23 protein-coding genes are annotated in these 25530 nt (G+C 68.3%); 11 read left to right on the plus strand and 12 right to left on the minus strand.

The window, feature by feature from the left end:
* Positions 1-58 precede the first annotated feature (58 nt).
* Both PY257_RS03820 and clpB read right to left on the minus strand, forming a co-directional pair.
* The gene (locus PY257_RS03820; protein WP_275738910.1) at positions 59-361 is read right to left on the minus strand and encodes a hypothetical protein; all 303 of its coding nucleotides are present in this window, start codon (positions 359-361) and stop codon (positions 59-61) included.
* On the minus strand, positions 361-2955 hold the full coding sequence (clpB, locus tag PY257_RS03825) for an ATP-dependent chaperone ClpB (protein WP_275738913.1): 2595 nt from the start codon (positions 2953-2955) through the stop codon (positions 361-363). Before clpB ends, PY257_RS03820 begins: the two co-directional genes overlap by 1 nt.
* Before the next feature lie 351 nt (positions 2956-3306).
* Between clpB and PY257_RS03830 the strand changes: the two genes are divergently transcribed.
* Both PY257_RS03830 and PY257_RS03835 read left to right on the plus strand, forming a co-directional pair.
* The gene (locus PY257_RS03830) at positions 3307-3942 is read left to right on the plus strand and encodes a LysE/ArgO family amino acid transporter (RefSeq protein ID WP_275738915.1); all 636 of its coding nucleotides are present in this window, start codon (positions 3307-3309) and stop codon (positions 3940-3942) included.
* 172 nt (positions 3943-4114) lie between these two features.
* A complete protein-coding gene (locus tag PY257_RS03835; protein WP_275738917.1) occupies positions 4115-5200 on the plus strand; it encodes a TRAP transporter substrate-binding protein in 1086 nt (361 codons plus the stop codon).
* Between the two features lie 84 nt (positions 5201-5284).
* Here PY257_RS03835 and PY257_RS03840 read toward each other — a convergent pair whose 3' ends face one another.
* Genes PY257_RS03840 through PY257_RS03850 form a run of 3 tightly spaced genes read right to left on the minus strand, consistent with a single transcriptional unit; the run spans position 5285 to position 7866 of the window.
* On the minus strand, positions 5285-5785 hold the full coding sequence (locus PY257_RS03840) for a hypothetical protein (protein WP_275738919.1): 501 nt from the start codon (positions 5783-5785) through the stop codon (positions 5285-5287).
* Positions 5782-7272 carry a TRAP transporter large permease gene (locus tag PY257_RS03845; protein WP_275738921.1) on the minus strand — a complete coding sequence of 497 codons (1491 nt, stop codon included), beginning with the start codon at positions 7270-7272 and terminating at the stop codon, positions 5782-5784. Before PY257_RS03845 ends, PY257_RS03840 begins: the two co-directional genes overlap by 4 nt.
* A gap of 54 nt (positions 7273-7326) precedes the next feature.
* Positions 7327-7866 (minus strand): TRAP transporter small permease subunit, encoded by a 540-nt coding sequence (locus PY257_RS03850; protein WP_275738923.1) that lies wholly within the window; start codon positions 7864-7866, stop codon positions 7327-7329.
* Between the two features lie 201 nt (positions 7867-8067).
* Between PY257_RS03850 and PY257_RS03855 the strand changes: the two genes are divergently transcribed.
* On the plus strand, positions 8068-8268 hold the full coding sequence (locus tag PY257_RS03855; RefSeq protein WP_275738925.1) for a hypothetical protein: 201 nt from the start codon (positions 8068-8070) through the stop codon (positions 8266-8268).
* 24 nt (positions 8269-8292) lie between these two features.
* The gene (locus PY257_RS03860) at positions 8293-9120 is read left to right on the plus strand and encodes an undecaprenyl-diphosphate phosphatase (RefSeq protein WP_275738928.1); all 828 of its coding nucleotides are present in this window, start codon (positions 8293-8295) and stop codon (positions 9118-9120) included.
* 363 nt (positions 9121-9483) lie between these two features.
* Here PY257_RS03860 and PY257_RS03865 read toward each other — a convergent pair whose 3' ends face one another.
* The gene (locus PY257_RS03865) at positions 9484-10311 is read right to left on the minus strand and encodes a proteasome-type protease (protein ID WP_275738930.1); all 828 of its coding nucleotides are present in this window, start codon (positions 10309-10311) and stop codon (positions 9484-9486) included.
* Between the two features lie 163 nt (positions 10312-10474).
* Between PY257_RS03865 and PY257_RS03870 the strand changes: the two genes are divergently transcribed.
* From PY257_RS03870 to PY257_RS03885, 4 genes are all read left to right on the plus strand, one after another.
* On the plus strand, positions 10475-11365 hold the full coding sequence (locus PY257_RS03870; RefSeq protein ID WP_275738932.1) for a helix-turn-helix transcriptional regulator: 891 nt from the start codon (positions 10475-10477) through the stop codon (positions 11363-11365).
* A gap of 79 nt (positions 11366-11444) precedes the next feature.
* Complete coding sequence (locus PY257_RS03875) at positions 11445-11702, plus strand: hypothetical protein (RefSeq protein WP_275738934.1); 258 nt, start codon at positions 11445-11447, stop codon at positions 11700-11702.
* 53 nt (positions 11703-11755) lie between these two features.
* Positions 11756-11995: a hypothetical protein gene (locus PY257_RS03880; RefSeq protein WP_275738936.1), complete on the plus strand. Its 240-nt coding sequence runs from the start codon at positions 11756-11758 to the stop codon at positions 11993-11995.
* Positions 11996-12130: 135 nt separating this feature from the next.
* Positions 12131-12334, plus strand: coding sequence for a hypothetical protein (locus tag PY257_RS03885; RefSeq protein WP_275738938.1), 204 nt, complete (start codon positions 12131-12133; stop codon positions 12332-12334).
* Positions 12335-12452: 118 nt separating this feature from the next.
* On the opposite strand, the gene mutS is transcribed toward PY257_RS03885, so the two are convergent.
* Entirely contained in the window at positions 12453-15101 is a 2649-nt protein-coding gene (mutS, locus tag PY257_RS03890; protein WP_419095650.1) for a DNA mismatch repair protein MutS, read from the minus strand.
* Positions 15102-15450: 349 nt separating this feature from the next.
* Positions 15451-15774, minus strand: a complete 324-nt coding sequence (locus tag PY257_RS03895) for a type II toxin-antitoxin system VapC family toxin (protein ID WP_275738940.1) — start codon at positions 15772-15774, stop codon at positions 15451-15453.
* Positions 15775-15910: 136 nt separating this feature from the next.
* Here PY257_RS03895 and rpsU point away from each other — a divergent pair, with 136 nt between their 5' ends.
* The 3 genes from rpsU to PY257_RS03910 all read left to right on the plus strand — a co-directional run bounded on the left by rpsU (position 15911) and on the right by PY257_RS03910 (position 18900).
* A complete protein-coding gene (gene rpsU, locus PY257_RS03900) occupies positions 15911-16123 on the plus strand; it encodes a 30S ribosomal protein S21 (RefSeq protein ID WP_007833691.1) in 213 nt (70 codons plus the stop codon).
* 200 nt (positions 16124-16323) lie between these two features.
* Entirely contained in the window at positions 16324-16773 is a 450-nt protein-coding gene (locus PY257_RS03905; RefSeq protein WP_275739042.1) for a GatB/YqeY domain-containing protein, read from the plus strand.
* Between the two features lie 171 nt (positions 16774-16944).
* Complete coding sequence (locus PY257_RS03910) at positions 16945-18900, plus strand: FecR family protein (RefSeq protein ID WP_275739044.1); 1956 nt, start codon at positions 16945-16947, stop codon at positions 18898-18900.
* A gap of 466 nt (positions 18901-19366) precedes the next feature.
* On the opposite strand, the gene queF is transcribed toward PY257_RS03910, so the two are convergent.
* The 4 genes from queF to PY257_RS03930 all read right to left on the minus strand — a co-directional run bounded on the left by queF (position 19367) and on the right by PY257_RS03930 (position 25219).
* Entirely contained in the window at positions 19367-20212 is an 846-nt protein-coding gene (gene queF, locus PY257_RS03915; RefSeq protein WP_275739046.1) for an NADPH-dependent 7-cyano-7-deazaguanine reductase QueF, read from the minus strand.
* A 193-nt stretch (positions 20213-20405) separates the two neighbouring features.
* Positions 20406-21266 (minus strand): 2OG-Fe(II) oxygenase, encoded by an 861-nt coding sequence (locus tag PY257_RS03920; protein WP_275739048.1) that lies wholly within the window; start codon positions 21264-21266, stop codon positions 20406-20408.
* A 10-nt stretch (positions 21267-21276) separates the two neighbouring features.
* Positions 21277-22056: a peroxide stress protein YaaA gene (gene yaaA, locus PY257_RS03925; RefSeq protein ID WP_275739050.1), complete on the minus strand. Its 780-nt coding sequence runs from the start codon at positions 22054-22056 to the stop codon at positions 21277-21279.
* Between the two features lie 136 nt (positions 22057-22192).
* Positions 22193-25219: an Rne/Rng family ribonuclease gene (locus tag PY257_RS03930; protein ID WP_275739052.1), complete on the minus strand. Its 3027-nt coding sequence runs from the start codon at positions 25217-25219 to the stop codon at positions 22193-22195.
* Positions 25220-25530 lie beyond the last annotated feature (311 nt).

Below are 25530 nucleotides of genomic sequence, written 5' to 3' on the forward strand. Positions count from 1 at the left end.
AAAGCCAGCGCGCTCGATGCGCGCTGGCTTGGTGGCCCATTGTAGGAGCAAGCCGCCGTCAGGGCTGGCCGGGCGGCAGTTCGCGCACCTCCACGTCCGTCGCGTTGGGCGCGGGCCGCAGCGGGCCGCCGCCGCGCCGGACCGTCCAGCGTTCGGCAACGCGCCAGCCCGCGCGCGGATCGACCCGCACCACCCACGGCGCCATGGGCCGGCCCGTGAGCCGGGCCCACAGCACGCGCAGGCCCCACACGAGCGCGACCACGCCGAGCGCCGCCAGCAGGCTCAACACGAACACGGTGGCCAGCGCCACGAACAACAGTCGCAGCGCAAAACGCGCCAAGATGCCGGGCAGGCCCGCCATCAGTGCGCCGCCGCGAAGTGGAACACGCCGGGCGCCTGCACCGGGTCCACCGTGACGACGATCACGTCCTTGGGTGCGAACCGGCCTTCGAGCAGCAGCTTGGAGAGCGGGTTCTCGATGCGCTGCTGGATCGCGCGCTTCAAGGGCCGGGCGCCGAACACCGGGTCGAAGCCGACCTTGGCGAGTTCGGCCAGGGCCTGCGGCGACACGTCGAGCGACAGGTCGATCTTCTGCAGCCGGGCGGCGAGTACCTGCAACTGGATTCTGGCGATCGCCTCGATGTTCTTCGCGTCCAGCGCGTGGAACACCACGGTCTCGTCGATGCGGTTCAGGAACTCGGGGCGGAAGTGGCTCTTCAGCTCCTCCCACACCGCCTCCTTGATCTCGTCGCCGGGGCGGCCCACCATGGCCTGGATGATGGGCGAGCCGAGGTTGCTGGTCATCACGATCACCGTGTTCTTGAAGTCCACGGTGCGGCCCTGGCCGTCGGTGAGGCGGCCATCGTCGAGCACCTGCAGCAGGATGTTGAACACGTCGGGATGGGCCTTCTCCACCTCGTCGAGCAGTACCACGCTGTAGGGCTTGCGGCGCACGGCCTCGGTCAGGTAGCCGCCTTCTTCATAGCCCACGTAGCCCGGCGGCGCGCCGATGAGCCGCGCCACCGAATGCTTTTCCATGAACTCGCTCATGTCGATGCGGATCAGGTGCTCCTCGCTGTCGAACAGGAAGCCCGCCAGCGCCTTGCACAGCTCGGTCTTGCCCACGCCCGTGGGGCCGAGGAACAGGAACGAGCCCGTGGGCCGGTTCGGGTCGCTCAACCCCGAGCGCGAACGCCGGATGGCGTTGGATACGGCGGCGATGGCCTCGTCCTGCCCCACCACGCGCTCGTGCAGCTTGTCCTCCATGGCGAGCAGCTTGTCCTTTTCGCCCTGCATCATCTTGGACACCGGGATGCCGGTGGCGCGGCTCACCACCTCGGCGATTTCCTCCGCGCCCACCTGCGTGCGCAGCAGGCGGTGGACAGCGGGCTTGCCGCCCGCGCCTTCCTGCTCGGTGGCGGCCTTCAGCTCTTTTTCGAGCTGTGGCAGCTTGCCGTACTGCAGCTCGGCCACCTTGTTGTAGTCGCCCTTGTCGGTCAGCTCCTTGATCTGGAAGCGCAGCTTGTCGATCTCTTCCTTGATTTGTGCGCTGCCTTGGGCCTGGGCCTTCTCGGCCTGCCAGATCTCGTCGAGGTCGGCGTATTCCTTCTGCAACTGCGTGATCTCTTCGTCCAGCAGGCCCAGGCGCTTGATCGAGGACTCGTCGGTCTCCTTCTTCACGGCCTCGCGCTCGATCTGCAGTTGGATGATGCGGCGCTCCAGCCGGTCCATCGCCTCGGGCTTGGAGTCGATCTCGATCTTGATCTTGGCGGCCGCCTCGTCGATCAGGTCGATGGCCTTGTCGGGCAGGAAGCGGTCGGTGATGTAGCGGTTGCTGAGTTCCGCCGCGGCCACGATGGCCGGGTCGGTGATCTCCACGCCGTGGTGCACCTCGTACTTCTCCTGCAGGCCGCGCAGGATGGCGATGGTCTGCTCCACGCTCGGCTCGCCCACCAGCACCTTCTGGAAGCGGCGCTCCAGCGCGGCGTCCTTCTCGATGTGCTTGCGGTATTCGTCGAGCGTGGTGGCGCCGATGCAGTGCAGTTCGCCGCGCGCCAGCGCGGGCTTGAGCATGTTGCCGGCGTCGATGGCGCCCTCGGCCTTGCCCGCGCCCACCATGGTGTGGATTTCGTCGATGAAGAGGATGATGCGGCCCTCTTCCTGGGCCACTTCCTTGAGCACGGCCTTGAGCCGTTCCTCGAACTCGCCGCGGTATTTGGCGCCCGCGAGCAGGCCGGCCATGTCGAGCACCAGCACGCGCTTGTCGCGCAGCGAGTCGGGCACCTCGCCGGCCACGATGCGCTGGGCCAGCCCTTCCACGATGGCGGTCTTGCCCACGCCGGGCTCGCCAATCAGCACCGGGTTGTTCTTGCTGCGCCGCTGCAGCACCTGGATGGCGCGACGGATCTCGTCGTCGCGGCCGATCACCGGGTCGAGCTTGCCGGCGCGGGCGCGCTCGGTGAGGTCGAGCGTGTATTTCTTCAGCGCCTCGCGCTGGCCTTCGGCGTCGGCGCTGTCCACGCCCTGGCCGCCGCGCACCGCGGTGATGGCGGCCTCAAGTGCCTTGCGCGTCAGGCCGTTGCTGCGGGCCATCTGGCCGGCGTCGCCCTTGCTGTCGGCCAGGGCGAGCAGAAACAGTTCGCTGGCGATGAACTGGTCACCGCGCTTGATCGCTTCCTTCTCGGTGGCCTGCAGCAGGCTGGCGAGGTCGCGGCCCACGGACACGTCCTGGCCCTGCACCTGCGGCAGCTTCCGGATGGCCTGCTCGGCGGCTGCCAGCAGCCCTGGCACGTTGGCGCCGGCGCGCTCGACGATGGCGCGCGGGCCGTCCTGCTGGCGCAGCATGGCGGCCAGCAGATGCGCGGGTTCGATGTAGGCGTTGTCGCTGCCCAGGGCCAGCGTCTGCGCGTCTCCCAGGGCTTCCTGGAACTTGGTGGTGAATTTGTCGGTTCGCATGGGGGAAATAACCTCCGTATGCCGGGGGAGTTGAGGATATTCCCATTCTTTTCAAGTTGTATTTCGGCTTGCAACCCGCGGCTTGACCCAGCGCAAGGTATGCGGAGGCTTCGGTTGCGGCTGCTACTCAACTGCACATCGGTACTGCGCAGCCGCGCCGACAGCTCCACGCCGAGGTTTTCCATGCGCCGGAAGGCCGGCGCGGGCTCCTCGCGCGCCAGCGTGGTGCCGGCGCGCACCGAGGCCACGCGCAGCCGCCCGCGGCCCACCAGGATGTTTGAGGGTGGTTTTTTCAGAGCTGCTCAACGGGATAAACTGGCCCGAATCGCCGCAAGCCGGCATTCTGTCTGCATGCCGCTGCCGCCGTCATCCTTCCTTTCCGCCTGGAGCGCGGGCTTCGCCGTGTGCCTGTCGCTGATCGTGGCCATCGGCGCGCAGAACCTCATGGTGCTGCGCCAGGGCCTGCTGCGCCGCCACGTGGGCGCCAGCGTGGCCTTTTGCACCGTGGCCGACGTGACGCTGGCCCTCTGCGGCGTGGCGGGCGTGGCGCGCGTGCTGGAGGGGCGTGCGGATTGGGCTGCGTGGCTGTCTGCGGCGGGCGGCATGTTCCTGCTGGGCTATGGGGCGCTGGCGCTGCGGCGCGCATGGCGCGGCGGCAGCGCGGCCATGGCCGATGGCGCGGGGACGGCCCGCCTGCGCACGGTGCTGGCGCAACTGGCGGCGTTCACGCTGCTCAATCCGCACGTGTACTTCGATACGCTGGTCATCATCGGCCCGCTCGGTGCCCGGCAGCCGGGGGTGTTGAAGGGCGTTTTCGTCGCCGGCGTGGGCAGCGCGAGCCTGCTGTGGTTTGCGGCGCTGGGCTATGGCGCACGGGTGCTGCGGCCCTGGTTCGCGCGCCCCGCCGCGTGGCGCGTGCTGGACGCGGCCACGGGCGGCATGATGCTGGGACTGGCCGCGTGGCTCATGGCTGGCGCGCGGCTGTGATGCAGGCCGCAAGCTGTCAGATTGCTGAATGGATGGCGCTGCCCATGCCGTCGCGCAGGGAAAACCCCAGCGGGGCGCCTGGGGGCGGTTTCTACAATCGTTTGGCGCGCGGCCCACAAGTCCGATAAGCGGTTGCGGGCCGCATTCCTATTTCAATAACGGAGTCAATCCCATGGATCGTCGTTCCATCCTCAAGCACGCGGGCATCGCGGGCGTGCTGGCCGCAGGTGCTGCCCCTGCCGTGCATGCGCAAGCGGCCATCCGCTGGCGCCTTGCATCGAGCTTCCCGAAATCGCTCGACACCATCTACGGCGCCGCCGAGGTCTTTGCCAAGAAGGTCAGCGATGCGACCGGCGGCAAGTTCCAGATCTCGGTGCACGGGGGCGGCGAGATCATGCCGGCCTTCGGCGTGGTCGACGGCGTGCAGAGCGCCGCGGTGGAGATGGCGCACACCGCGCCGTACTACTTCTATGGCAAGGACCCGACGTTCTGCATCGGCTGCGCCATTCCGTTCGGGCTCAATGCGCGCCAGATGTCCGCCTGGATCTACGAGGGCAATGGCCTGAAGCTCATGCGCGACTTCTATGCCAAGTACAACATCATCAATCTGCCGGGCGGCAACACGGGCGCGCAGATGGGCGGCTGGTTCCGCCGCGAAGTGAAGACTGTCGCGGACCTCAAGGGCCTGAAGTTCCGCTCCAACCCATTCTGCGGTCGCGTGCTGGAGCCCTTCGGCGTGATTCCGCAGTCGATTCCCGGCGCGGACATCTATCCCGCGCTCGAAAAGGGCACCATCGACGCCGCCGAATGGGTGGGCCCGTACGACGACCAGAAACTCGGCTTCAACAAGGTCGCGCCGTTCTACTACTACCCCGGCTGGTGGGAAGGCGGCCCACATCTGGACTTCTACATCAACACCAAGGCCTGGGAGTCGCTGCCCGCCGAGTACAAGGCCGTGGTCGAGGCCGCGGCCTCGCACGCGCACGTCACCATGCTCGCGCGCTACGACGCGAAGAACCCCATCGCACTCAAGCAACTGGTGGGTGCGGGCACCAAGCTGCGCCCCTTTTCGCAGGAAATCATGAGCGCGGCGCTGAAGTCGGCGCAGCAGATCTACAGCGACCTCAGCAACAGCAATCCCGAATGGAAGAAGGTCTACGAAGACTATTCCAAGTTCCTGGCCGAAGAGAACGTGTGGTTCCGTTTCACCGAAGGCACGTTCGACCGCTTCATGCAGGCGCAGAAGTTCGGCGCCTGACGCACGCTGGCTTGGCGCTTCCAGCGCACAAGCAAAAAACGCCCGCCAGGATGGCGGGCGTTTTCGTTGGCGGGCGCCGCCGTTTCAGCCCTGCGGCGCCTTGCCCATGCCATCCGCCACGCGTGCGGCGAAGGCCGTGAGCAGGCGTGCGTCGGCGGCGTGGAACCAGGTCAGGGAGCCGTTGCGCCGACGCACCAGCAGGCGCGGCGCCACGATGCGCTCCAGCGCCTGCCAGTGCACCAGCTTCAGGTGGGCCACGTCGTGCACCTCGGCGCTCTTGGGGCCCCAGAGCCACGACTGGCTGATCCGGACGCCGTCGAACCGGGTCTTGCCATGCACGATCCACCAGCCGGTCCATGCGATGCACAGGCCCGCCAGCGCGAAGAGCGCCAGGCTGCCGGCTGACCATGCGGCACCGCGCAGCGCGGGCAGGCTCCAGAGCGCGAATGCCGCAAGGCCCGCCACCACCAGAATGGCCAGTACGCGCACGGGTGCGGGGAAGGCGGCGCTTTCCATGGCGGCATGGCCTGCGCAGGCTGCTGGCACGCCAGGCGCTTCGCGGGGCGGTGCTGCCGCGGCGTTCATGGCTTGGCCCCGTCCTGGGCGGGCGGCGTGCCGAACGGGTTTTCCATGTCGATCTGGGGCGCGGCGTCCGTGTCGCTTGGCATTTCCAGGTGCACCTTGTCGATGTCGATCTCGACCTTCTTGTCAAGGAACACCGTGACGGTCTGCGGGAAGAAGATCACGATGCCCACGAGCAGCAACTGCATCAGCACCCACGGCAGCGCGCCCAGGTAGATGTCGCGCGACTCCACCTTGCGCGGCAGCGTGCCGTTCTTGAACAGCGTGTCGGCGATGCCGCGCAGGTAGAACAGCGCGAAGCCGAACGGCGGGTGCATGAAGCTGGTTTGCATGTTCACGCACAGCAGCACGCCGAACCACACCATGTCGATGCCCAGCTTGGCGGCCACGGGGCCGAGCAGCGGCAGGATGATGAAGGCGATCTCGAAGAAGTCGAGGAAGAACGCGAGGAAGAACACGAACACGTTCACCGCGATCAGGAAGCCGATCTGCCCGCCCGGCAGGCTGGAGAGCGTGTGCTCGATCCACTTGGCGCCATCCACGCCCTGGAACACCAGCGAGAACATGCGCGAGCCGATCAGGATGAACACCACCATCGCGGTCAGCCGCATGGTGCCGTCCATGGCCTCTTTGAGCAGCGCCCAGTTCAGGCGGCGGTGGATGGCCGCCAGCACCAGTGAGCCCACGGCACCCATGGCGCCGGCCTCGGTCGGCGTGGCGATGGCGTGGTCCATGAACGGCAATCCGCCCATGGAGCCCAGCACCGCGAAGATCAGGATGGCCGAGGGGATGATGCCGCGCAGGCACTTGCCCCACAGCGCCCAGCCGTGCAGCGTGCGCGCGTTGACCGGCAGGCCGGGCACATGGCCGGGCTTGATGCGGCTCAGCAGGAAGGTGTAGGCCGCGAAGACCAGCACCTGCAGGATGGACGGCCCCCAGGCGCCCTTGTACATCTGGCCCACGTCGGTGCCGAGTTGGTCGGCCATGACGATCAGCACCAGCGACGGCGGCACCAGTTGCGTGATGGTGCCCGAGGCCGCCAGCACGCCGGTGGAGTAGCGCATGTCGTAGCCGTAGCGCATCATGACCGGCAGCGAGATCATCGCCATGGCGATCACCTGGCCCGCCACCGTGCCCGTGATCGCGCCGAGGATGAAGCCGACGATGATGACCGAGTAGCCCAGGCCGCCGCGCACCGGGCCGAAGAGCTGGCCCATGGAGTCGAGCATGTCCTCGGCCAGCCCGCACTTCTCGAGCACGGCGCCCATCAGCGTGAAGAAGGGGATGGCCAGCAGTGTCTCGTTGGAGAGGATGCCGAAGACGTTGAGCGGCAGGTTGGACATGAAGCCCGCGGGGAACCAGCCCATCTCGATGGCGAAGAAGCCGCAGAACAGGCCCAGTGCCGAAAGCGAGAATGCGACCGGAAACCCGATCAGCATGATGACCACCAGCCCCGCGAACATGAGGGGGGCGAAATTTTCCATGTGCATAGTTGTCCAGTGCCTGCGAAGGATGCGGGAAGCGCGCGTGCCGGGCGGCAGGGTTTACTGCAGCGGTTTCTCGTAATGGGTGTTCATGGCGAACTCCCCGCGCAGGAAGGCGACGCGCTTGACGATCTCGGCCAGCCCCTGCAGCACCATGGCGCCGAAGCCCACGGGCATCAGCAGCGCTGCGGGCCAGCGGATCAGGCCGCCGATATTGCCCGACATCTCGCCGCTCTCCAGCATCTTCCAGAAGAAGGGCCAGGTGAGCCAGGTCATGAGGCCCATCACCGGCAGCAGGAAGAACAGCAGCCCGAAGATGTCCACGTAGACCTGCCCCCGGCTGGAGAGCTTGCCGTACAGGATGTCCACGCGCACGTGCTCGTTGAACTTCAGCACCAGCGGCGCGCCGAGCATGACGGTGGCGGCGAACAGGTACCACTGGATTTCGAGCCAGGCGTTGGAGCTGACATCCAGCCCGTAGCGCACGAACGCATTGCCCGCCGAAATGATCGAGGCCAGCAGCACCGCCCAGCCGGCGATCTTGCTGAGCCTGCCCGAAAGCCAATCCACGCCGAGGGCGAGTTTGAGGAGTCCTGACACCGTGTGTCTCCTGTCGTTATGGTCGTCGGCGCGCGGCGGCCCGCATGCAGTGCGCACCAGGCCGGCCATTGTTACGCGGAGGCAGATCGTACCCCCTGCCCACTGAAGAAAGCCTGACGCGGCGTGCGGGGGTTTTCCCTAGACGGGAGCGCCGGGGCGCTGCGGACCCGGTTGCGGCCCTCTCACCCCTGGGCCCGGTACATGGCCCGGTCGGCGGCGTTGATCGGGTGCTGGTGGGGCGGGGTGGCCGTCGTACAGCGCCAGGCCGATGCTGGCCGTGGCGTGCAGCATGCGGCCCTGGCCGATGGCGAACGCATGGGCCTCTCCAGCTTGGCGCGGCTGCGCCACCAGCGCGGCCACGTCCTGCGCCGGCGCGTGGAGCAGCGCGCGCCGCCACCATAATGCCAACCGTTTCAAGGAGCGTCTGTGGATACCGTTTTGCTGGTGAAGGCCGCCGTCATGGGCGTGGTCGAGGGCCTGACCGAATTCCTGCCCATTTCATCGACAGGGCACCTGATCCTCGCCGGCGCGCTGCTGGGCTTCGAAGACGAGCGCGCCAAGGTGTTCGACATCGCCATCCAGACCGGCGCCATCCTTGCCGTGGTGCTGGTGTATTGGCAGCGCATCCGCGCCACGCTGGCCGCGCTGCCCGGCGAGCCGTGGGCGCGGCGCTTGGCGCTCAACGTGTGCATCGGCTTCCTGCCCGCCGCAGTGCTGGGCCTGCTGTTCGGCAGGGCCATCCAGGCGCACCTGTTCACGCCCATGGTGGTGGCGTCCACCTTCATCCTCGGCGGCTTCGTCATCCTGTGGGCCGAGCGGCGCGCGCCCGCGGCGGTGCGTGTGCAGTCGGTGGAGGCGATGACGCCGCTCGACGCGCTCAAGGTCGGCCTGGCCCAGTGCCTGGCCATGGTGCCGGGCACCAGCCGCAGCGGCGCCACCATCATCGGCGGCATGCTGCTGGGCCTGTCGCGGCAGGCGGCGACCGATTTCTCGTTCTTCCTGGCCATCCCCACGCTGGTCGGCGCGGGCGCCTACAGCCTGTACAAGCAGCGCGCGCTGCTGTCGCCGCAGGACGCGCCGCTGTTCGCCGTCGGGCTGGCGTTCTCGTTCGTCAGTGCGTGGCTGTGCGTGCGCTGGCTGCTGCGCTACATCGCCAGCCACAGCTTCGTGCCGTTCGCGTGGTACCGCATCGCCTTCGGCCTCGTGGTGCTGGCCACGGCCTGGAGCGGGCTGCTGGCGTGGGCCGGCGGGTGAAGGTCGCCGTGGCCGGGATGCGCGCCCGGCGGTGAACGGGCGGCAGCGGCGGAAACAGGATACTCCCCCTGTGCCTGCCTGCCAGCGCAGGAAAATAAAGCGAAGAAAAGGTGTACTCCCCGGGAGTATCAAAAAATACAGCCCCTGCATTGGCGCAAAGGGCCGCAGAAGCCTTGAAGGCGATGGCGCTCAGGGGCTGACGCTCAGGGGCAGCAGCGCGGGCGCCTGTTCGAGCGTCCACAGCCGCCGCGGCAGCCCGCGTGCGGGCTAATGCTCAACGCTATGCAGCACAGCCGAAACCGCGCCTTGCCCTGCGCCAAAACGCATCGCTTTTATTTGTGCCGCCAGGCATCGAACACCGTGCTAGATCAACCGTTCGCTGGAGTTGGTGATCTTCTTCAGCGGCTTGTTGATGGAGCCCGGCACCAGCAGCGGCGCGCTGGTCTGGCCGCCGTTCCACATCGGGTCGTCGATGCTGTCGAACACCTCGCGCAGGCGCTGGCCCCAGATGTCGTGCACCATGCGGAAGTAGGGGTTGTCGTGGCCCAGGCAGGCGATCTTGTCGGTCTGGTACTGGTCGGCCTCGTACACCACCAGATCCAGCGGCAGGCCCACCGAGAGGTTGGACTTGAGCGTGGAGTCCATCGACACCAGCGCGCACTTGGCAGCCTCGGCCAGCGGCGTCTCGGGCGCGAGCACGCGGTCGAGCACGGGCTTGCCGTACTTGGATTCGCCGATCTGGAAGTAGGGCGTCTCGGGCGTGGCCTCGATGAAGTTGCCGGCGGAATACACCTGGAACAGTCGCATGCCCTCGCCCTTGACCTGGCCGCCGAAGATCAGCGACACGTTGAACTCCACACCCGCCTGCTTGAGCGAGGCGGCGTCGCGCTCGTACACATGGCGCACCGCCTGGCCCAGCACGCGGGCGGCGTCGAACATGCTGCGCGCGTTCCAGATCGTGATCGGGTCGCTGTCCTCGCTCTCCTTGATCTGCTCGACCTGCAGGATCTCGCGCACCGACTGCGAGATCGAGAGATTGCCCGCCGACAGCAGCACCATGAAGCGGTCGCCCGGCCTCTCGTAGACGATCATCTTGCGAAAGATGCTGATCTGGTCCAGGCCCGCGTTGGTGCGCGAGTCGGAGAGGAACACCAGGCCGGCGTTGAGCTTGATGGCGACGCAGTAGGTCATGGGGCGAATTGTGTTTTCAAAGGCATGAAGTGTAGTCCGTGCTGTATACATGCATGCGGGAGGGCCGAGGCCGTGAACCGAACGGAACGTTTCTATCTGATCGACAGAATGCTGCGTGCCCGCCGCGTGGTGCCGACGCAAGTGTTCCTCGCCGAACTCGGGGGTGTCCCGGGCCACTTTCAAGCGCGACATGGAATACCTGCGCGAACGGCTGCAGTCGCCCATCACGTGGGACCGCGATGCCGGCGGCTACAGGTTCGAGGCCGTGGCACCGCAGGCGGCCCATACGCTGCCGGGGCTGTGGTTTTCCTGCGGCGAGTTGCATGCGCTGCTGGTTGCGCACCAGGTGCTGGGCGAGATCGCGCCCGGCGTGCTCGCCGTGCACGTGGCGCCGCTGCAGGAGCGGCTGGCGGGGTTGCTGGGGGATGCTTCGGGCGGTTCCGCCGCCGAGGTCAGGCAGCGCGTGCGGCTGCTGTCCACGACCCGGCGCGCCACGCAGCCGCGCTTCTTCGCCGAGGTGGCAGCCGGCCTACTGGAGCGCCGGCGCAGCGAGCTCGACGCCTGGAACCGCAGGCGCGACGAGGTGAACACGCGCACGGTGTCGCCGCAGCGCCTGACCCACTACCGCGACAACTGGTATCTGGATGCCTGGTGCCACTGGCGGCGGGGACTGCGCAGCTTCTCGCTCGACACGCTGCGCCGCGTGCGGCTGCTGCCGGCGTCGGCCATCGACATGCGCGAATCGGCACTGGACGCCCACTATGCGTCGGCATACGGTATTTTTGGCGGGCGCCAGCGTGCCTGGGCGGTGCTGCGCTTTGCGGCGGAGCGCGCGCGCTGGGTGGCGTCCGAGCGCTGGCACCCGGAGCAGAAATCCGAGTTCATGCCCGATGGGGACTACCGCTTGCGCGTGCCCTATGGCGACGAGCGGGAATTGCGCATGGACATCCTGCGCCACGGCCGCCATGTGCGGGTTGAAGGGCCGCCCGCCCTGCGCCGGCGTGTGGCTGGGGAGGCTGCGGCGCTGGCCGATCTGTATGCCCGCGACGGATAGCGGGTGCGCCGCAGGCTCAGTATTTGAGCCTGCGGGGCGCTAACCTTGCCGGGTCGATGATGCCTGAAGGGAGGTTGCCATGGGTGCGGTTGTTCTGGCGTTGTGCGCGCTCGGTGTTCTGACGGGGCTGTCCGTTGCGGCGGGCGCATTACCGCAGGCCAGGCCCATGCGGACCGGAGCCGGCCGGTATGCGTGGGGGGCGCTGCTGTGGAATGGGCTGCGGTGTTTTTTGCTCGCGTCCTGGGTGCTGTCGATACTGCTGGCGCGGATCGGTAAATCGATCCTGTTGGCATGTCTTGTACTGGCAGGGCTTGCCGCGCTGTCGGGCTGCGATTGAGTTGCTGTATGGGCTGGGTGCTTACGCCGGCTGGCCGGCATGGAGGTGATGCCATGGATTTCGTTCTGATAGGGCTGGCGCTGCTCGCGCTGGGCGGCTTCGTGCTCTGGATGCAGGCAATGGTAGGCGCGCTGCTGGCGCTGATTTTCCTGCCCGCCGAGGACCATGTTCCGTGCATCCAGGACGATGAAACTCCGCGCGGGAGTGTGGCGCGGGGTTGCCTGGGAGGGTTGCTGCTGTTAGCAGTCGCGCTGGCATTTTGGGAAATCGGGGGCGGTGGCGACGACTCCTGAAATCACGGAGGGCAGGAATATGGCAGGAGAGGTCTTTTCACCCGCAGCGCGGGTGCCTTGACCGCGCCTTGGGCTGAGCTCGTAGGCTCCGCCGAGGCGCCGGCAGGGTTGGCGGCGCCTCGGCAGGTCGAGTTCATGGTGCTGGGCCCCAACGGCCCCTTCACCAACCTGCCGCCCACGATTGAGACCCGGGTCGAGTGGATTGCCATGCTGATCAAGGAAGTCAACGCCAAAAACCTGAAAACGGTCGAAGCCACCACCGAGGCCGAAGCCCGCTGGGCCAAGACCTGCCAGGACATTGCTGGCCTCGGACGAATCCTCGTTCGTGCATGGCGCTGAACTGGTCGTGGACGGCGGCTACACGGCCAATTGACCGTCAACCGCAGCGCGCCGGACACGAGCCGCGAGCCAGGGGCCGCATCGAGCTTGCCGTCCTGCTGCGGCCCTCTGAAACCGGCTACCCGCGCCGCGCCAGCTTCTTGAGTCCGTAGAGCGCTTGCAGCGCGTCGCGCGGGCTCAATGCGTCAGGGTCGAGCGCTGACAGCGCCGCCTCCACCGGGCCAGGTTCGGCGGTCGGGACTTCGGGCGGCGGCGCGAACAGATCCACCTGGGCCTGCGCGGCGCTCTGCTGCGCCTCCAGCGCGGCGAGCGCGCCGCGCGCGTGCTGCACCACGGCGGCCGGCATGCCGGCCAGCCGCGCCACCTGGATGCCGTAGCTGCGGCTGGCCGGGCCGGGCTGGATCTCGTGCAGGAACACGATGTCGCTGCCCGATTCGGCGGCGCTCACATGCATGTTCACCGCGCCGTGGTGCCGGGCCGGGAACTCGGTCAGCTCGAAATAGTGGGTGGCGAACAGTGTGAACGCCTGGCTCTTGTCGTGCAGGTAGCTGGCGATGCCGGATGCCAGCGCCAGCCCGTCGAAGGTGGAGGTGCCGCGCCCGATTTCGTCCATCAGCACCAGCGAATGCCGGGTGGCGGCGTGCAGGATCTGCGCGCCCTCGGTCATTTCGAGCATGAAGGTGGACTGCGCGTTGGCCAGGTCGTCGGCCGCGCCGATGCGGGTATGGATGGCGTCCAGCGGCCCCAGCCGGCAGGCGCGCGCGGGCACGTAGCTGCCCATGCTGGCCAGCAGCGCGATGCAGGCCACCTGCCGCATGTAGGTCGATTTGCCGCCCATGTTGGGGCCGGTGATGATTTGCATGCGTTGCTTGGCCGACAGCCGCGTGTCGTTGGCGATGAATGCGCCCGCGCCCGTCTCGGCCAGCCGCGCCTCCACCACCGGATGGCGGCCCTGCTCGATCTCGATGCAGGGCTCGGGCGCGAAGGTGGGCCGGCACCAGCCGAGTGTGAGCGAGCGCTCGGCCAGCGCGCACAGCGCGTCGAGCGCCGCCAGCGCCCGCGCCAGCGCGCCCAGCGCGGGCACGAAGGGCTGGAGCTGGTCGAGCACCTGCTCGTAGAGCCACTTCTCGCGCGCCAGCGCCCGCTCCTGCGCCGACAGCGCCTTGTCCTCGAAAGCCTTCAGCTCGGGCGTGATGAAGCGCTCGGCGTTCTTCAACGTCTGGCGGCGGCGGTAGTCGGCGGGCACGCTGTCGAGCTGGCCTTGCGTCACCTCGATGTAGAAGCCGTGCACCTTGTTGAACTGCACGCGCAGGTTGCCGATGCCCGTGCGTGCGCGTTCGCGGCTTTCGAGATCGAGCAGGAAGCCGTCGCAGTTGTCCTGGATGGCGCGCAGCTCGTCGAGCTCGGCGTCGAAGCCCGTGGCGATCACGCCGCCGTCGCGCACCAGCGCGGCGGGCTCGGGCTCGATGGCGCGCGCCAGCAGCGCGGCGCAGCCGGGGGGCGGCAACAGATGGCTGGAAATATCAGCCAAAAGTGGCTCCAGCGCAGGCAGAACGGGCGCAAGCAGCTCTGCTTTTTGTAGCGAAAGCAGTAGCGCCACCAGTTCGCGCGGGCGCACCTGGCGCAGCGCGACGCGGGCGGTGATGCGCTCCACGTCGCCCATGCCCTTGAGCTGCTCGCGCAGGCGCTGCCACAAGTCCGCCCCCGCGTCCTGCGGCTGCCGCAGCGCGGCGATGGCGTCCAGTCGCGCCTGCGCCTCGCCGCGCGCACGCCGGGGTTCGAGCAGCCAGTTGCGCAATTGGCGGCTGCCCATGCCGGTCATGCAGGTGTCGAGCAGCGAGAAGAGGGTGGGCGACTCTTCGCCGCGCAGCGTGCGCACCAGCTCCAGGTTGCGGCGCGTGGCTGGCGGCAGGTCGATCAACGCGTCGGCGCGCTCCACCTGCATGCCCTGCAGGTGCGACAGGGCCCGGCCCTGCGTGTGCTCGGCATAGGCCAGCAGCGCGCTGGCGGCGGCCTGGGCCTGCGGCAGGTCTTGCGCGCCCCAGGCCGCGAGGCTGGCCGTGCCCAGTTGCTCGCACAGCTTGCGCTGGCCCAGGCCGGCGTCGAACTGCCAGTCCGGGCGCGGCGTGAGCGCCGCCGCGCCGCGCAGGGCCTGCAACTGCTGCTCGAAGCGCTCGGTGGCGCCGGCGCTGTAGAGCAGCTCGCTGGGCGCCACGCGGGCGATCCAGCCCCCCAGCGCGTCGGCATCGCATTCGGCCAGGTGCAGCGTGCCCTGGGTCACGGCCAGCCAGGCCAGGCCGCAGGCCGCGCGCGGGCCCTGGTGCACGGCCAGCAGGATCGATTCGGCCTTGTCGTTGAGCAGCGCGGTGTCGGTCAGCGTGCCGGGCGTCACCACGCGCACCACCTTGCGCTCCACCGGCCCCTTGGCCGTGGCCACGTCGCCCACCTGCTCGCAGATCGCCACCGACTCGCCGAGCTTGATGAGCCGCGCGAGGTAGTTCTCCACCGCATGGAACGGCACCCCGGCCATCACCACCGGCTGCCCGGCGGACTGCCCGCGCTGCGTAAGCGTGATGTTGAGCAGCCGCGAGGCCTTCTCCGCGTCGGCATAGAACAGCTCGTAGAAGTCGCCCATGCGGTAGAACAGCAGCGTCTGCGGGTACTGCGCCTTGGCGGCGAGGTACTGGGCCATCATGGGCGTGTGATTTTTCAGGTCGTCGAATTCAGGCCCTTTGTAATCGTAAGTTGTTGATTTTTCTGAACTCATTGCGAATCGAAGACCTTTGAGAATCTGCTGGAACCATCAGGCAGCGCCGTAAACCGGAGGTTGTGCGCAGACAAAATCACGCTGCCATGACAACTGCCCGAGGGGGTATGCGCTTCACCGTCACCCGGGACAACCGGGCCAAACTCTCCTCTCCAGCCAGCGGTCCGTCCTGTCGTCAGAGACGGCAGGACGGTGGGCGTTGTGAGAAGGCGGCTGTCCCCAAGCAATGCATTGTCTATGACGCCGGCGCGAATGTTGCCCCAGGCTTTGGCATGTACGTGGGGGCGCGGCGCAAGACCTTCGTGCTGCAAACCCGTGTCGGCCCAAGAGTTACACGGTCGTGCGGGGTTTACTGGCTGGGATAGACCCAGTTCTCCACTTCCAGCGCGGGCACGCGCACGAATTCCGCTGCGTTGTTCGTCACCAGCACCAAGCCTTCGCTGCGGGCGTGGCCTGCAATGTGCAGATCGTTCACGCCAATGGGCTGGCCGATTTTTTCCAGGGCAGCGCGTATGGCTCCGTAGTGCTGGGCTGCCTTGGTGCCATAGGGCAGCACTTCCAGGCGGCTGCAAAAGTCCTCGATGGCAGACAGGTTCTCGCTGACGCGGCTGCTTTTTTCCGCGCCGTGCAGGAGTTCGGCTAGCGTGACGGAGGAGCTTGAGCCGAAAAGCAAAAAGCTATAATGGCCGACTTTGCTGGCAAACCCCCGACGGCCTGATCAACTGTATGTCGGGGAACCTGCGATCAAGGAGCCCAGGCCCGATCTTCCTTGGCCCCCGCTGATCGCCCATTTCGGAAACCATTAGCTAATGACCACCATTCGTGTGAAAGAAAACGAGCCCTTCGACGTGGCTCTGCGCCGTTTCAAGCGCACCATTGAAAAACTGGGCCTGCTGACCGACCTGCGCGCCCGCGAGTTCTACGAGAAGCCCACCGCCGAGCGCAAGCGCAAGAAGGCCGCCGCCGTCAAGCGCCACTACAAGCGCGTGCGCAGCATGCAACTGCCCAAGAAGCTGTACTGACCCGTCGGTACAGCGCCGCGGGCGCGCCGCACGGCACGGCCCGCTACGTTTCAACCCGCGCTCGGGACGCCAGGCGCGGGTTTTGTTTTTTACGACGTACGCAAAAGAGAATGCGGCCCCGGCATTGGCACGGGGCGCCGCCGCCAGTGAAGCACGTTTTGCGGAGGTCCTGTTTTGTTGTTTGCACCGGAGATCACACCATGTCCCTCAAAGACCGGATTACCGAAGACATGAAGGCCGCCATGCGCGCCAAGGACAGCGAGCGCCTGGGCACCATCCGCCTGCTGCTGGCGGCCATCAAGCAAAAGGAAGTGGATGAGCGCGTGCTGTCCGACGACGTGGTCGTCGTGGCGCTGCTCGACAAGCTCATCAAGCAGCGCAAGGATTCCATCGCCGCTTTCACGCAGGCGGGCCGCACCGACCTGGCCGACAAGGAGGCCGGCGAAATCAAGGTGCTGGAGGCCTACCTGCCCGCGCGGCTGGATGCCGCCGCGGTCGCCGCGGAAGTGCGCGCCATCGTCGCCGAGCTCGGCGCCTCGGGGCCGGGCGACATGGGCAAGGTCATGGGCGCGGCCAAGACGCGCCTGGCCGGCAAGGCCGACATGGGCGCGGTATCGGCGGCGGTCAAGGCCGCGCTGTCGGGCGGCTGAACCCGCAAGTTGGAGGCGCCGGTCACGCAAGGTGCCGGGCCCGCACGGCAATTTGTTGCAAAAATGCAGCCGGGCTTCACCATTTCGAGGGGTGGCCGTGCGAACTTCGCGGCATGCTCGCGCGTTCTAACCCAGGGAAGGGCATGCAATGCCCATGGGCAGAAGGAGCGTATGACACACCGACACTGGAATGCATGGACGCTGCGCGTCGCGGCCTGGGCTTGCGCCCTGGCGGGTGCTGTGGCGTGGGCGCAGGAACAGGAGCCGGTGCAGGATCCGCCAGACCGCGCGGCCTGGGTTTCGGCGGCGCAGGGCAGCGTCAACTTCGCGCCGCAGGGCGCCGCCGACTGGCAGGCCGTCGAGGCCAACCGCCCCCTGACCTCCGGCGACCAGCTCGCCACCAACCCCGGCGCACGCGCGGAAATCTTCAGCGGCTCCACCGCCATCCGCCTGGGCGAGCGCAGCGTGCTGCAGTTCACCCGGCTCGACGACACGGCGACGCAGTTGCGGCTGACCGAGGGCACGCTGGCGCTGCAGATACGCACCCTTTTCCCGGACGAGCGCTACGAGGTCGACACCCCCAACATGGCCTTCGTCGCCAGCCAGCCGGGCGAGTACCGCTTCGACGTCGATCCCCAGGGCGGCGTGACGCGCGTGGCCGTGCGCAATGGCAGCGGCACGGCCTATGGCGAGAACGCCGAATCGCGCACGCTCGTCGCGGGGCTGGAAACCCGGTTCACGGGCCGCAATCTGGCCCAGGCGGGCGTGCAGGCGGCCATTGCGCGCGATGCCTTCGACGACTGGGTGGCCGGGCGCGACCGCTCCGTGGCGCAAAGCCCGGCTACGCGCTACGTATCCCCCGAGGTCACGGGCTACCAGCAACTGGATTCCTATGGCGAGTGGCAGAGCGACGTGACCTACGGCACCATCTGGTACCCGCGCGTGGCCGTGGCCGACTGGGCGCCCTACCGCTACGGGCAGTGGCGCTGGGTTGCCCCCTGGGGCTGGACCTGGGTCGACGATGCACCCTGGGGATTCGCGCCCTTCCACTATGGCCGCTGGGCGCAGATCGGCCCGCGCTGGGCCTGGGTGCCCGGGCCGCGCCAGCCGCGGCCCGCGTATGCCCCGGCGCTCGTGGGTTTCGTGGGCGGCGGCAGCGGCAACACCCAGTGGAACATCTCCATCGGTTCCGGGCGCCCGGGCCCGGGCGTCGGGTGGTTTCCGCTGGCGCCCGGCGAGGCCTGGCGCCCGGGTTTTCGGGCCAGCCAGCGCTACCTGGACCGGGTGAACCGCTGGGGCCCGGCACCGGGTGCCAGGCATCCAGCGCCGTCGCCGCGCCCCGGCGCCTATGCCTACCAGCACCGCCCCGGCGCGGTGACGGTGCAGCCCGCCGACGACTTTGGCCGCCGCCGGCCCCATGAAGGTGTCCGGATCAGTACGGACGACCTGCAGCGCGGGCAGATCGGCGCGCCGCCGGCATGGCGCGGCAACGCGCCGCAGCCCGGCCGCCACGAGAGCCCGCAGTTCCGCGGTCCGCCGCCGCGCCAGGAAGGCGGCGGCACGTATTCCACGGTGCCGTCCCCGCAGCCGCCCGGCCCCGGCCCGGACGGCGTATGGTCCGGCGACGACCGCGCGCGCCGCGCCCAATGGGAGAGCGACCGGCAGGCCCAGCGCGACAGGGATTTCCGCGGGCAGGCCGCGCGCACCATCGACGCCCAGCGTCAGGAGGCGCAGCGAGTGCAGCAGCAGATGCAGATGCAGCAGCAAACCCAGCAGCAGCAACAGCGCGAGCGCGCCCAGCGCGATGACGTGATGCGCCAGCAGCAGATGCAGCAGGAGCGTGACCGCCAGATGCAGCAGGACCGCATGCAGCGCGACCGAACGGAGCGCCAGCAGCAAATGCAGCAGGAGCGGGCGCAGCGCGAACAGGCGGTACGCCAGCAGCAGATGCAGATGCACCAGCAACAGCAACAGCAACAGCAACAGCAACAGCAGGAGCGCGTGCAGCGCGAACGCCCGGCGCGGCAGGATCGCGGTGCGTCACCCGCGCGGCAGCAGCCCGGCGACAGATCGCCGGGAGGCCCGGCCCGGGGCGGCGAAGTCAACTACGGAAACCATGGCAGTTGAACCTGGAAACGGCAGGTGCATAGCGCTCTCACCCACGAGGTGAACGCCATCGAAGCCGGCAACGCTCGATTGCATGCGGCCTGGCAAGGGATACGAAGCGGTCAACTGCCGTTTCCAGGTTGAACCTATTGATCCGGCCCTTTGAAGTCGAGAGTCGTCGTGGACGGACTGCCACAGGCAAACGACTCACGAAAGTTCAAAATTCATGGGGCCGGAGCAATATTGGCAGGGCGGGGCGGAAAATCCACAATTCTGGCAAAAAGGTGTTGAGCTTGTGTGGCTCGTGGGTTGGGTGGGCTGGCTGCCCGTGGTTGCGCTGCCGCTGCCGCTGCCGCTGTTCGCGCCGCTGTGCCTGCTGGGCACGGCGCTGCCGGCGCTGTACCTGCACAGTACCGCGCCGCGCCCTGCATGCGCGCGGCCTGCTGCGCTGCGATTGGCAGCAGGCATAGGCCCCCCCGCGCGGCGGCTATTGCCGCGCGGTGCGCACGCTGGGTGGCGGCGCCTGCGGGTGGCTGGTGCGCCAGGGGTTGATGTCCAGCCCGCCGCGGCGCGTATAGCGCGCATACACCGTCAGCTTCACGGGCTTGCAGCGCGTCCACAGGTCCATGAAGATGCGCTCCACGCACTGCTCGTGGAACTCGTTGTGGTTGCGAAAGCTCACCAGGTACTGCAGCAGCCCTTCCTGGTCGATCTGCGGGCCGCTGTAGGCGATCTGCACGCTGCCCCAGTCAGGCTGGCCCGTCACCAGGCAGTTGCTCTTGAGCAGGTTGCTCGCCAGCACTTCGCTGACCGGTGGCTCGCCGAAGCTGGCGCGCAGCAGCTCTGGCGCAGGGGTGTAGCGCGTGCATTCCACGTCGAGCCGGTCCAGGCTCAGGCCGTCGAGCTCGTGCATGGGTTGGCGGTCGAACGCATCGGGCAGCAGCAGCTTCACGCCCACGCTGGTGGCTTGTGCCGCGCCGCGCGATACGGCCTCGCCCACGTCGGCCCGGATGCGCTCGCGCACGGCCTCGGCGCTGTCGAAATGCGTGTTGTTGAAGCTGTTGAGGTAGAGCTTGAACGACTTGCTCTCCACGATGTTGGGCGTGTCGCACGGCATGGTGACGTGCGCCAGCGCCACCTGCGGCTTGCCGCGCGGGTTCAGCCAGCCCAGCTCGTAGGCGGTCCACAGGTCGGCACCGAAGAAAGGCGGCTGGCCCGCGATGCCGATCTCGGCGCGCTTGCCCGCGCGCGCGATGGGGAACAGCAGCGCCGCGTTGTACTGGTCCGCATAGGCCGAGCGCTTGCCGAGCAGCGATTGTTCCGGGGTGTTCATTGCTATTGTTTTAGTAGCTGCTGCCGCAGGTGGATGAAGCGCTGGAGTTCGATTTGACCAGTAATTATTTTCAACCTGGAAACAGCAGGTGCATAGCGCTCTCACCAATGAGGTGAACCCCATCGAAGCCGTGAACGCTCGATTTCATGCGGCCTGGCAAGGGATACGAAGCGGTCAACTGCTGTTTCCAGGTTCAAGTGAACTCGCGTTCGCGCAGCCACTTGGTGGCGATCCATTTCTCGCCCGCGATCACCGGCGCGCCGCCGTGCAGCGTCCTGGTGGACGGGTGGGGCCGTTCGTAGCTGAAGAACACCGCGTTGCCGCGCTTGGGCGCGACTTCGAGGTGCACGTCGGGGAAGGTGGTGCCGCCGCCCTTCTCAGGGTCATTGAGATAGACCACCACCGTGCCCACGCGCTGGCCGCCGCGCTTGAGGATGCTGGGCGTGCCCGGCGCCACGACGTCGAAGTAGTCGTGGTGCGGCTTGTATTCGGCGCCGGGGCCGTAGCGCAGCACCTGCAGGCCTTCGCCGTTTTCCAGCGGCCAGTTGACCAGGCGGGCGATGCGCGCTTCGAGCCGGGCCACCACCTCGGTTTCGCCGCGCGCGAAGAACATGCCGTCGCTGGTGCGGTCGGCGTTCAGCTCCTCGCCGCCGTTCATCAGCGCCACGGTCAGCGAGCGTTTCATGCGTGGCCCGGCGGCGTCGATGATGGCCTGGCATTCCTCGTCGGACAGCAGGTTGCCGAACACCACGATGCGCGGCTGCGCCATGGCCAGCAGCACGTGCACCTGGCGGTCACCCACGTCCACGTGGAGCGGCGCCTCGCCAAGCGATGGTTCGGGCACCGGCACCGCGGGCGGCAGGCCGCGCTCCTCGGACAGGGTGTCCAGGTGCTGCTGCAGCACGGTTTCCATGGCCTCCACGGCCACGTCCTCGGCCCAGCCGGAGTCGAGCATGGATTGCAGCACCACCGGGGCGGGAAAGCCGGCCTGGGCCTGCTCCACGATCCACTGGCGCAGTTCGGGGGTGATGGTCTGGTGTGTGTTCTGGCGCATGGTCGGGTTTTTAGCCAACTTTGCGGCGGAACACCAGCCGGTCGGGCTCCGAGGCTGCGGGCGCGAACGCATAGCCTTCGAGGTCGAAGCCTTCGAGCTGGCGCGGCGTGCCCGCGCGCAGCGTGGCCGCGTAGCGTGCCATGAGCCCGCGCGCGCGCTTGGCGAAGAAGCTGATGACCTTGTACTGCCCGCCCTTCCAGTCCTCGAACACGCACTCCACCACGCGCGCCTTGAGCACCTTGCGGTCCACCGACTTGAAGTATTCCTGCGACGCGAGGTTGACCACCACCGGCGTCGTGTGGGCCTGCAGCCGTTCGTTGAGGTGCTGCGCGATCACGGGGCCCCAGAACTGGTAGAGGTTCTTTGCGCCCGTGCCGGTGGCCAGCGCCGTGCCCATCTCCAGCCGGTAGGGCTGCATCCAGTCGAGCGGGCGCAGCACGCCGTACAGGCCGCTGAGGATCGCCACGTGCTCCTGCGTCCAGGCCAGCGCATCCGCGGTCAGCGAGCGCGCGTCCAGGCCCTCGTACACGTCGCCGTTGAAGGCCATGACTGCCTGGCGCGAATTCTTCGCCGTGAAGGTGGGCGACCACGCCTGGTAGCGCGCCGCGTTCAGGCCCGCGAGCGCATCGCTCAGGTGCATCAGCTCCGCGATCTGCTGCGGCGACTGGCGGCGCAGCACATCGATGAGCTGGCGCGCCTGCGCCACGAACAGCGGACGGCTGTGGGCGATGCCGGCGGGCAGCGGCGTTTCATAGTCGAGCGACTTGGCGGGGGAGAGCAGGAACAGCATGGGCTACTCGCGGATCGGCAAGGGTCGGGCAACGGAAATGGCGCGAGCCCTGCGCCACGGGGGCGGCAGGGCTCGCGGGTGGGAGCGAGGCGGCCATCGTACCCGGCTCCCGGGGAGGCCGCCCGCGGGCGGGTTTTCAGGCCGCGGGCTGCTGCTGGGGCGCCTGGGCCGCCTGCTGCTGCTCGAAAGGCAGTTGCAGCGATCGCAGATCGCGCCGCGTTTCCACCAGCACCAGCGGGCCGGCGTCGATGGCGGCTGCGGGCGGACGCTCGCGCGGCACATGCACGGGCTGCGGCTCGGCGGCGATGGCGGCCTGGGCGGCGGCAATCTTCTCGGCGTTGGAGTTCACCCATTCGAGCCCGGAGCCCTGCGCCACCTGGATCAAATCAACCACGGGCAGCGTGAACGCCTGCACGCGCGGCAGCGCGGCGGGCGCTGCCGCCGGTGCCGCCGGTGCCGCCGGTGCCGCAGCGGGTGTCGGGGCGATGGCGTCCACCACCGTAGGCGCCACGGGCGCTGCGGGTTCTGCCGCAGCGGCGGGCGCGGCCACGGGGGCCGGGGCTTCTTCGGCAAGGCTTTCGACGACGGGCGTGGCGACGGGCGCGGGGTTGGCCTGGCTGAAGTAGCTACGGCGCGGCAGCTCGGCGGCGTTGTCCGCCGCAGCGTCGGTCACCGGCGCTGCGGTGGCGACGGGCGCTTCGTAAGCGGCGCCATCCGCCTCGGCGGGCGCGGCGCCGGCTTCGCGGCTGGCGTTGCGCTCGCGGCGGTCGCGTCCGTAGCGGTCGCGCGAACGGCGCTGGCGCTGCTCCTCGGGCTGCTGGGCGTTGTCCGCCGAGGGCTGCGCGTTTTCTGCGAGCGCCTCGGTGGATGGCTGGGCCGCACCTTCAGTGAAAGAGGCTTCTGCGTCCTGGCGCGGCGGGCGTTCGCGGCGTTCCCCGCGCTCGCCACGGTTGCCGCGCTCGCGCCGGCCGCCGGCGTTCTCGCCGCGTTCCTGGCGGGCCGGCTGCGCGTTGTCGGTGCCCTCGGTGGGCAGGCCGTTCTGCGCAACCGCGCCGTCGGCGGCCACTTCGGTGGCCGGGCGTCGTTCGCGCGGGCTGCCCTGGCGGGGTTCACGGGGCTCGCGAGGTTCACGCGGCTCGCGGCCTTCGCGCGCCTCGCGGGCGTCGCGCCGTGCCTCGCCTTCGGGGCGCTCGCCACGGCCATCGCGGCTGCCGCGGCCTTCGGTGCGTTCGCCACGGCGCCCGTCGCGCCCGCCTCGGCCTTCGGCGGGGCGTTCGCCGCGTTCATTGCGGCGTGCGCCGCCACGGCCATCGCGCCGGGCACCACCGTCCTTTGCCGGCACGGGCGGAGCTGCAGCGGGGGCGGGTTCGGCGGCGGGCAAGGGCTTGAAGCCGAGCAGGTTCTTCAGCCAGGCGACGAAGCCCATCTCGGCAGGTGCCGCCACGGGGGCTGCAGCGGCGGGGCGTGCCTCGGGCCGGTGGGGGCGCACCTCGGCGCGCGTCGCGGGATGCGGGCGCGGTTCGGGCCGGGGTTCGGGCCGGGGTTCGGCCGCCGGTGCCGGCGCGTCGGGCAGCACGCCCTTGATCACCGGGGTCTGCTTGTTCGTGGGCTCCTGCGAGCGCCGCGTGACAGTGGTCGGGTCTTCGACTTCCTCGGCCAGCTTGTAGCTGGGCTCGATGTTGTCCAGACGGGCGTCGTCGTGCTTCAGGCGCTCGAGCTTGTAGTGCGGGGTCTCGAGCGACTTGTTGGGCACCATCAGCACGGCCACGCGCTGCTTGAGCTCGATCTTGGCGATCTCGGTGCGCTTCTCGTTGAGCAGGAAGCTGGCCACCTCCACCGGCACCTGGCAGTGCACGGCGGCGGTGTTGTCCTTCATCGATTCTTCCTGAATGATGCGCAGGATCTGCAGTGCCGATGATTCGGTGTCGCGGATGTGGCCGGAGCCGCCGCAGCGTGGGCAGGGGATGGACGACCCCTCGCTGAGTGCGGGTTTCAGGCGCTGGCGGCTCATTTCCATGAGGCCGAACTTGCTGATGGTGCCGAACTGCACGCGCGCACGGTCCTGGCGCAGCGCGTCGCGCAGGCGGTTTTCCACTTCGCGGCGGTTCTTGCTTTCCTCCATGTCGATGAAGTCGATCACGATCAGGCCGCCCAGGTCGCGCAGGCGCATCTGGCGGGCCACTTCGTCGGCGGCTTCGAGGTTGGTGCGGGTGGCGGTTTCCTCGATGTCGCCGCCCTTGATGGCGCGCGCGGAGTTGACGTCGATGGACACCAGCGCCTCGGTGTGGTCGATCACGATGGCGCCGCCTGAGGGCAGGGTGACGGTGCGGGCGTAGGCCGACTCGATCTGGTGCTCGATCTGGAAGCGGCTGAACAACGCCGCGTCGTCGCGGTAGCGCTTGACCCGGCTGGCATGCTCGGGCATGACGTGCGCCATGAACTGGTGCGCCTGCTCATAGATGTCGTCGGTGTCGATCAGGATGTCGCCGATGTCGTTGTTGAAGTAGTCGCGGATCGCGCGGATCACCAGCGACGACTCCTGGTAGATCAGGAACGCGCCCTTGCCAGTCTTGGCCGCGCCGTCGATGGCGGTCCAGAGCTTGAGCAGGTAGTTCAGGTCCCACTGCAGCTCGGGCGCGCTGCGGCCGATGCCCGCGGTGCGCGCGATGATGCTCATGCCCTGCGGGTATTCGAGCTGGTCCATCGCCTCCTTGAGCTCGGCGCGGTCCTCGCCCTCGATGCGCCGGCTGACGCCGCCGCCGCGCGGGTTGTTGGGCATCAGCACCACGTAGCGCCCGGCCAGGCTGACGAAGGTGGTCAGGGCTGCGCCCTTGTTGCCGCGCTCTTCCTTTTCAACCTGGACCAGCAGTTCCTGGCCTTCCTTGATCACCTCGTTGATGCGCGCCTGGCCGGGCGAGACGCCGGCGGCGAAGTACTGCCTGGAGATTTCCTTGAACGGCAGGAAGCCGTGGCGGTCCTCGCCGTAGTCGACGAAGCAGGCTTCCAGGCTGGGCTCCACGCGCGTGACCACGGCCTTGTAGATGTTGCCCTTGCGCTGCTCGCGCCCTTCGATCTCGATCTCGTAGTCGAGGAGCTTCTGCCCGTCGACGATGGCCAGGCGCCGCTCTTCGGGCTGCGTGGCGTTTATCAGCATCCGTTTCATGATGCGTTTCCTTCCTGCGTCAGTGCCAGGCCTGTCCGCGAGATATGTGCGGGCATGCCGGGCGTTTCGTGGATAACGAACAACAGGCTCTCGAGGAGCCAGCGATGCCGGGACTGACGCGAGGAAACGAAGGGAATTGCCGGGTCTGCCGCCGATGCGAGGAGCGCCTGCGCGCTAGCTCGTCAACCGGTGCAAGGGCGCGTGGATGGGGGCGAGCCGGCGCCGCTGCAATGCAGCCGCCGCGGGTGCGGCGTGGGGCGCTCGGGGGATGGGGCTGCGGGTGTGGTGACGCCGACGGGCGGGGGCAACAG

It is taken from the genome of Curvibacter soli (assembly GCF_029211125.1).
Lineage (GTDB): Bacteria > Pseudomonadota > Gammaproteobacteria > Burkholderiales > Burkholderiaceae_C > Curvibacter_A > Curvibacter_A soli.

Bases quoted from the DNA above. Each gene is read 5' to 3' on its own strand.
- PY257_RS03820 (WP_275738910.1), bottom strand. From the start codon at position 361: ATGGCGGGCCTGCCCGGCATCTTGGCGCGTTTTGCGCTGCGACTGTTG.
- clpB (WP_275738913.1), bottom strand. From the start codon at position 2,955: ATGCGAACCGACAAATTCACCACCAAGTTCCAGGAAGCCCTGGGAGAC.
- PY257_RS03830 (WP_275738915.1), top strand. From the start codon at position 3,307: ATGCCGCTGCCGCCGTCATCCTTCCTTTCCGCCTGGAGCGCGGGCTTC.
- PY257_RS03835 (WP_275738917.1), top strand. From the start codon at position 4,115: ATGGATCGTCGTTCCATCCTCAAGCACGCGGGCATCGCGGGCGTGCTG.
- PY257_RS03840 (WP_275738919.1), bottom strand. From the start codon at position 5,785: ATGAACGCCGCGGCAGCACCGCCCCGCGAAGCGCCTGGCGTGCCAGCA.
- PY257_RS03845 (WP_275738921.1), bottom strand. From the start codon at position 7,272: ATGCACATGGAAAATTTCGCCCCCCTCATGTTCGCGGGGCTGGTGGTC.
- PY257_RS03855 (WP_275738925.1), top strand. From the start codon at position 8,068: ATGGCCCGGTCGGCGGCGTTGATCGGGTGCTGGTGGGGCGGGGTGGCC.
- PY257_RS03865 (WP_275738930.1), bottom strand. From the start codon at position 10,311: ATGACCTACTGCGTCGCCATCAAGCTCAACGCCGGCCTGGTGTTCCTC.
- PY257_RS03875 (WP_275738934.1), top strand. From the start codon at position 11,445: ATGGGTGCGGTTGTTCTGGCGTTGTGCGCGCTCGGTGTTCTGACGGGG.
- PY257_RS03880 (WP_275738936.1), top strand. From the start codon at position 11,756: ATGGATTTCGTTCTGATAGGGCTGGCGCTGCTCGCGCTGGGCGGCTTC.
- PY257_RS03885 (WP_275738938.1), top strand. From the start codon at position 12,131: ATGGTGCTGGGCCCCAACGGCCCCTTCACCAACCTGCCGCCCACGATT.
- mutS (WP_419095650.1), bottom strand. From the start codon at position 15,101: ATGAGTTCAGAAAAATCAACAACTTACGATTACAAAGGGCCTGAATTC.
- rpsU (WP_007833691.1), top strand. From the start codon at position 15,911: ATGACCACCATTCGTGTGAAAGAAAACGAGCCCTTCGACGTGGCTCTG.
- PY257_RS03905 (WP_275739042.1), top strand. From the start codon at position 16,324: ATGTCCCTCAAAGACCGGATTACCGAAGACATGAAGGCCGCCATGCGC.
- PY257_RS03910 (WP_275739044.1), top strand. From the start codon at position 16,945: ATGACACACCGACACTGGAATGCATGGACGCTGCGCGTCGCGGCCTGG.
- queF (WP_275739046.1), bottom strand. From the start codon at position 20,212: ATGAACACCCCGGAACAATCGCTGCTCGGCAAGCGCTCGGCCTATGCG.
- PY257_RS03920 (WP_275739048.1), bottom strand. From the start codon at position 21,266: ATGCGCCAGAACACACACCAGACCATCACCCCCGAACTGCGCCAGTGG.
- yaaA (WP_275739050.1), bottom strand. From the start codon at position 22,056: ATGCTGTTCCTGCTCTCCCCCGCCAAGTCGCTCGACTATGAAACGCCG.
- PY257_RS03930 (WP_275739052.1), bottom strand. From the start codon at position 25,219: ATGAAACGGATGCTGATAAACGCCACGCAGCCCGAAGAGCGGCGCCTG.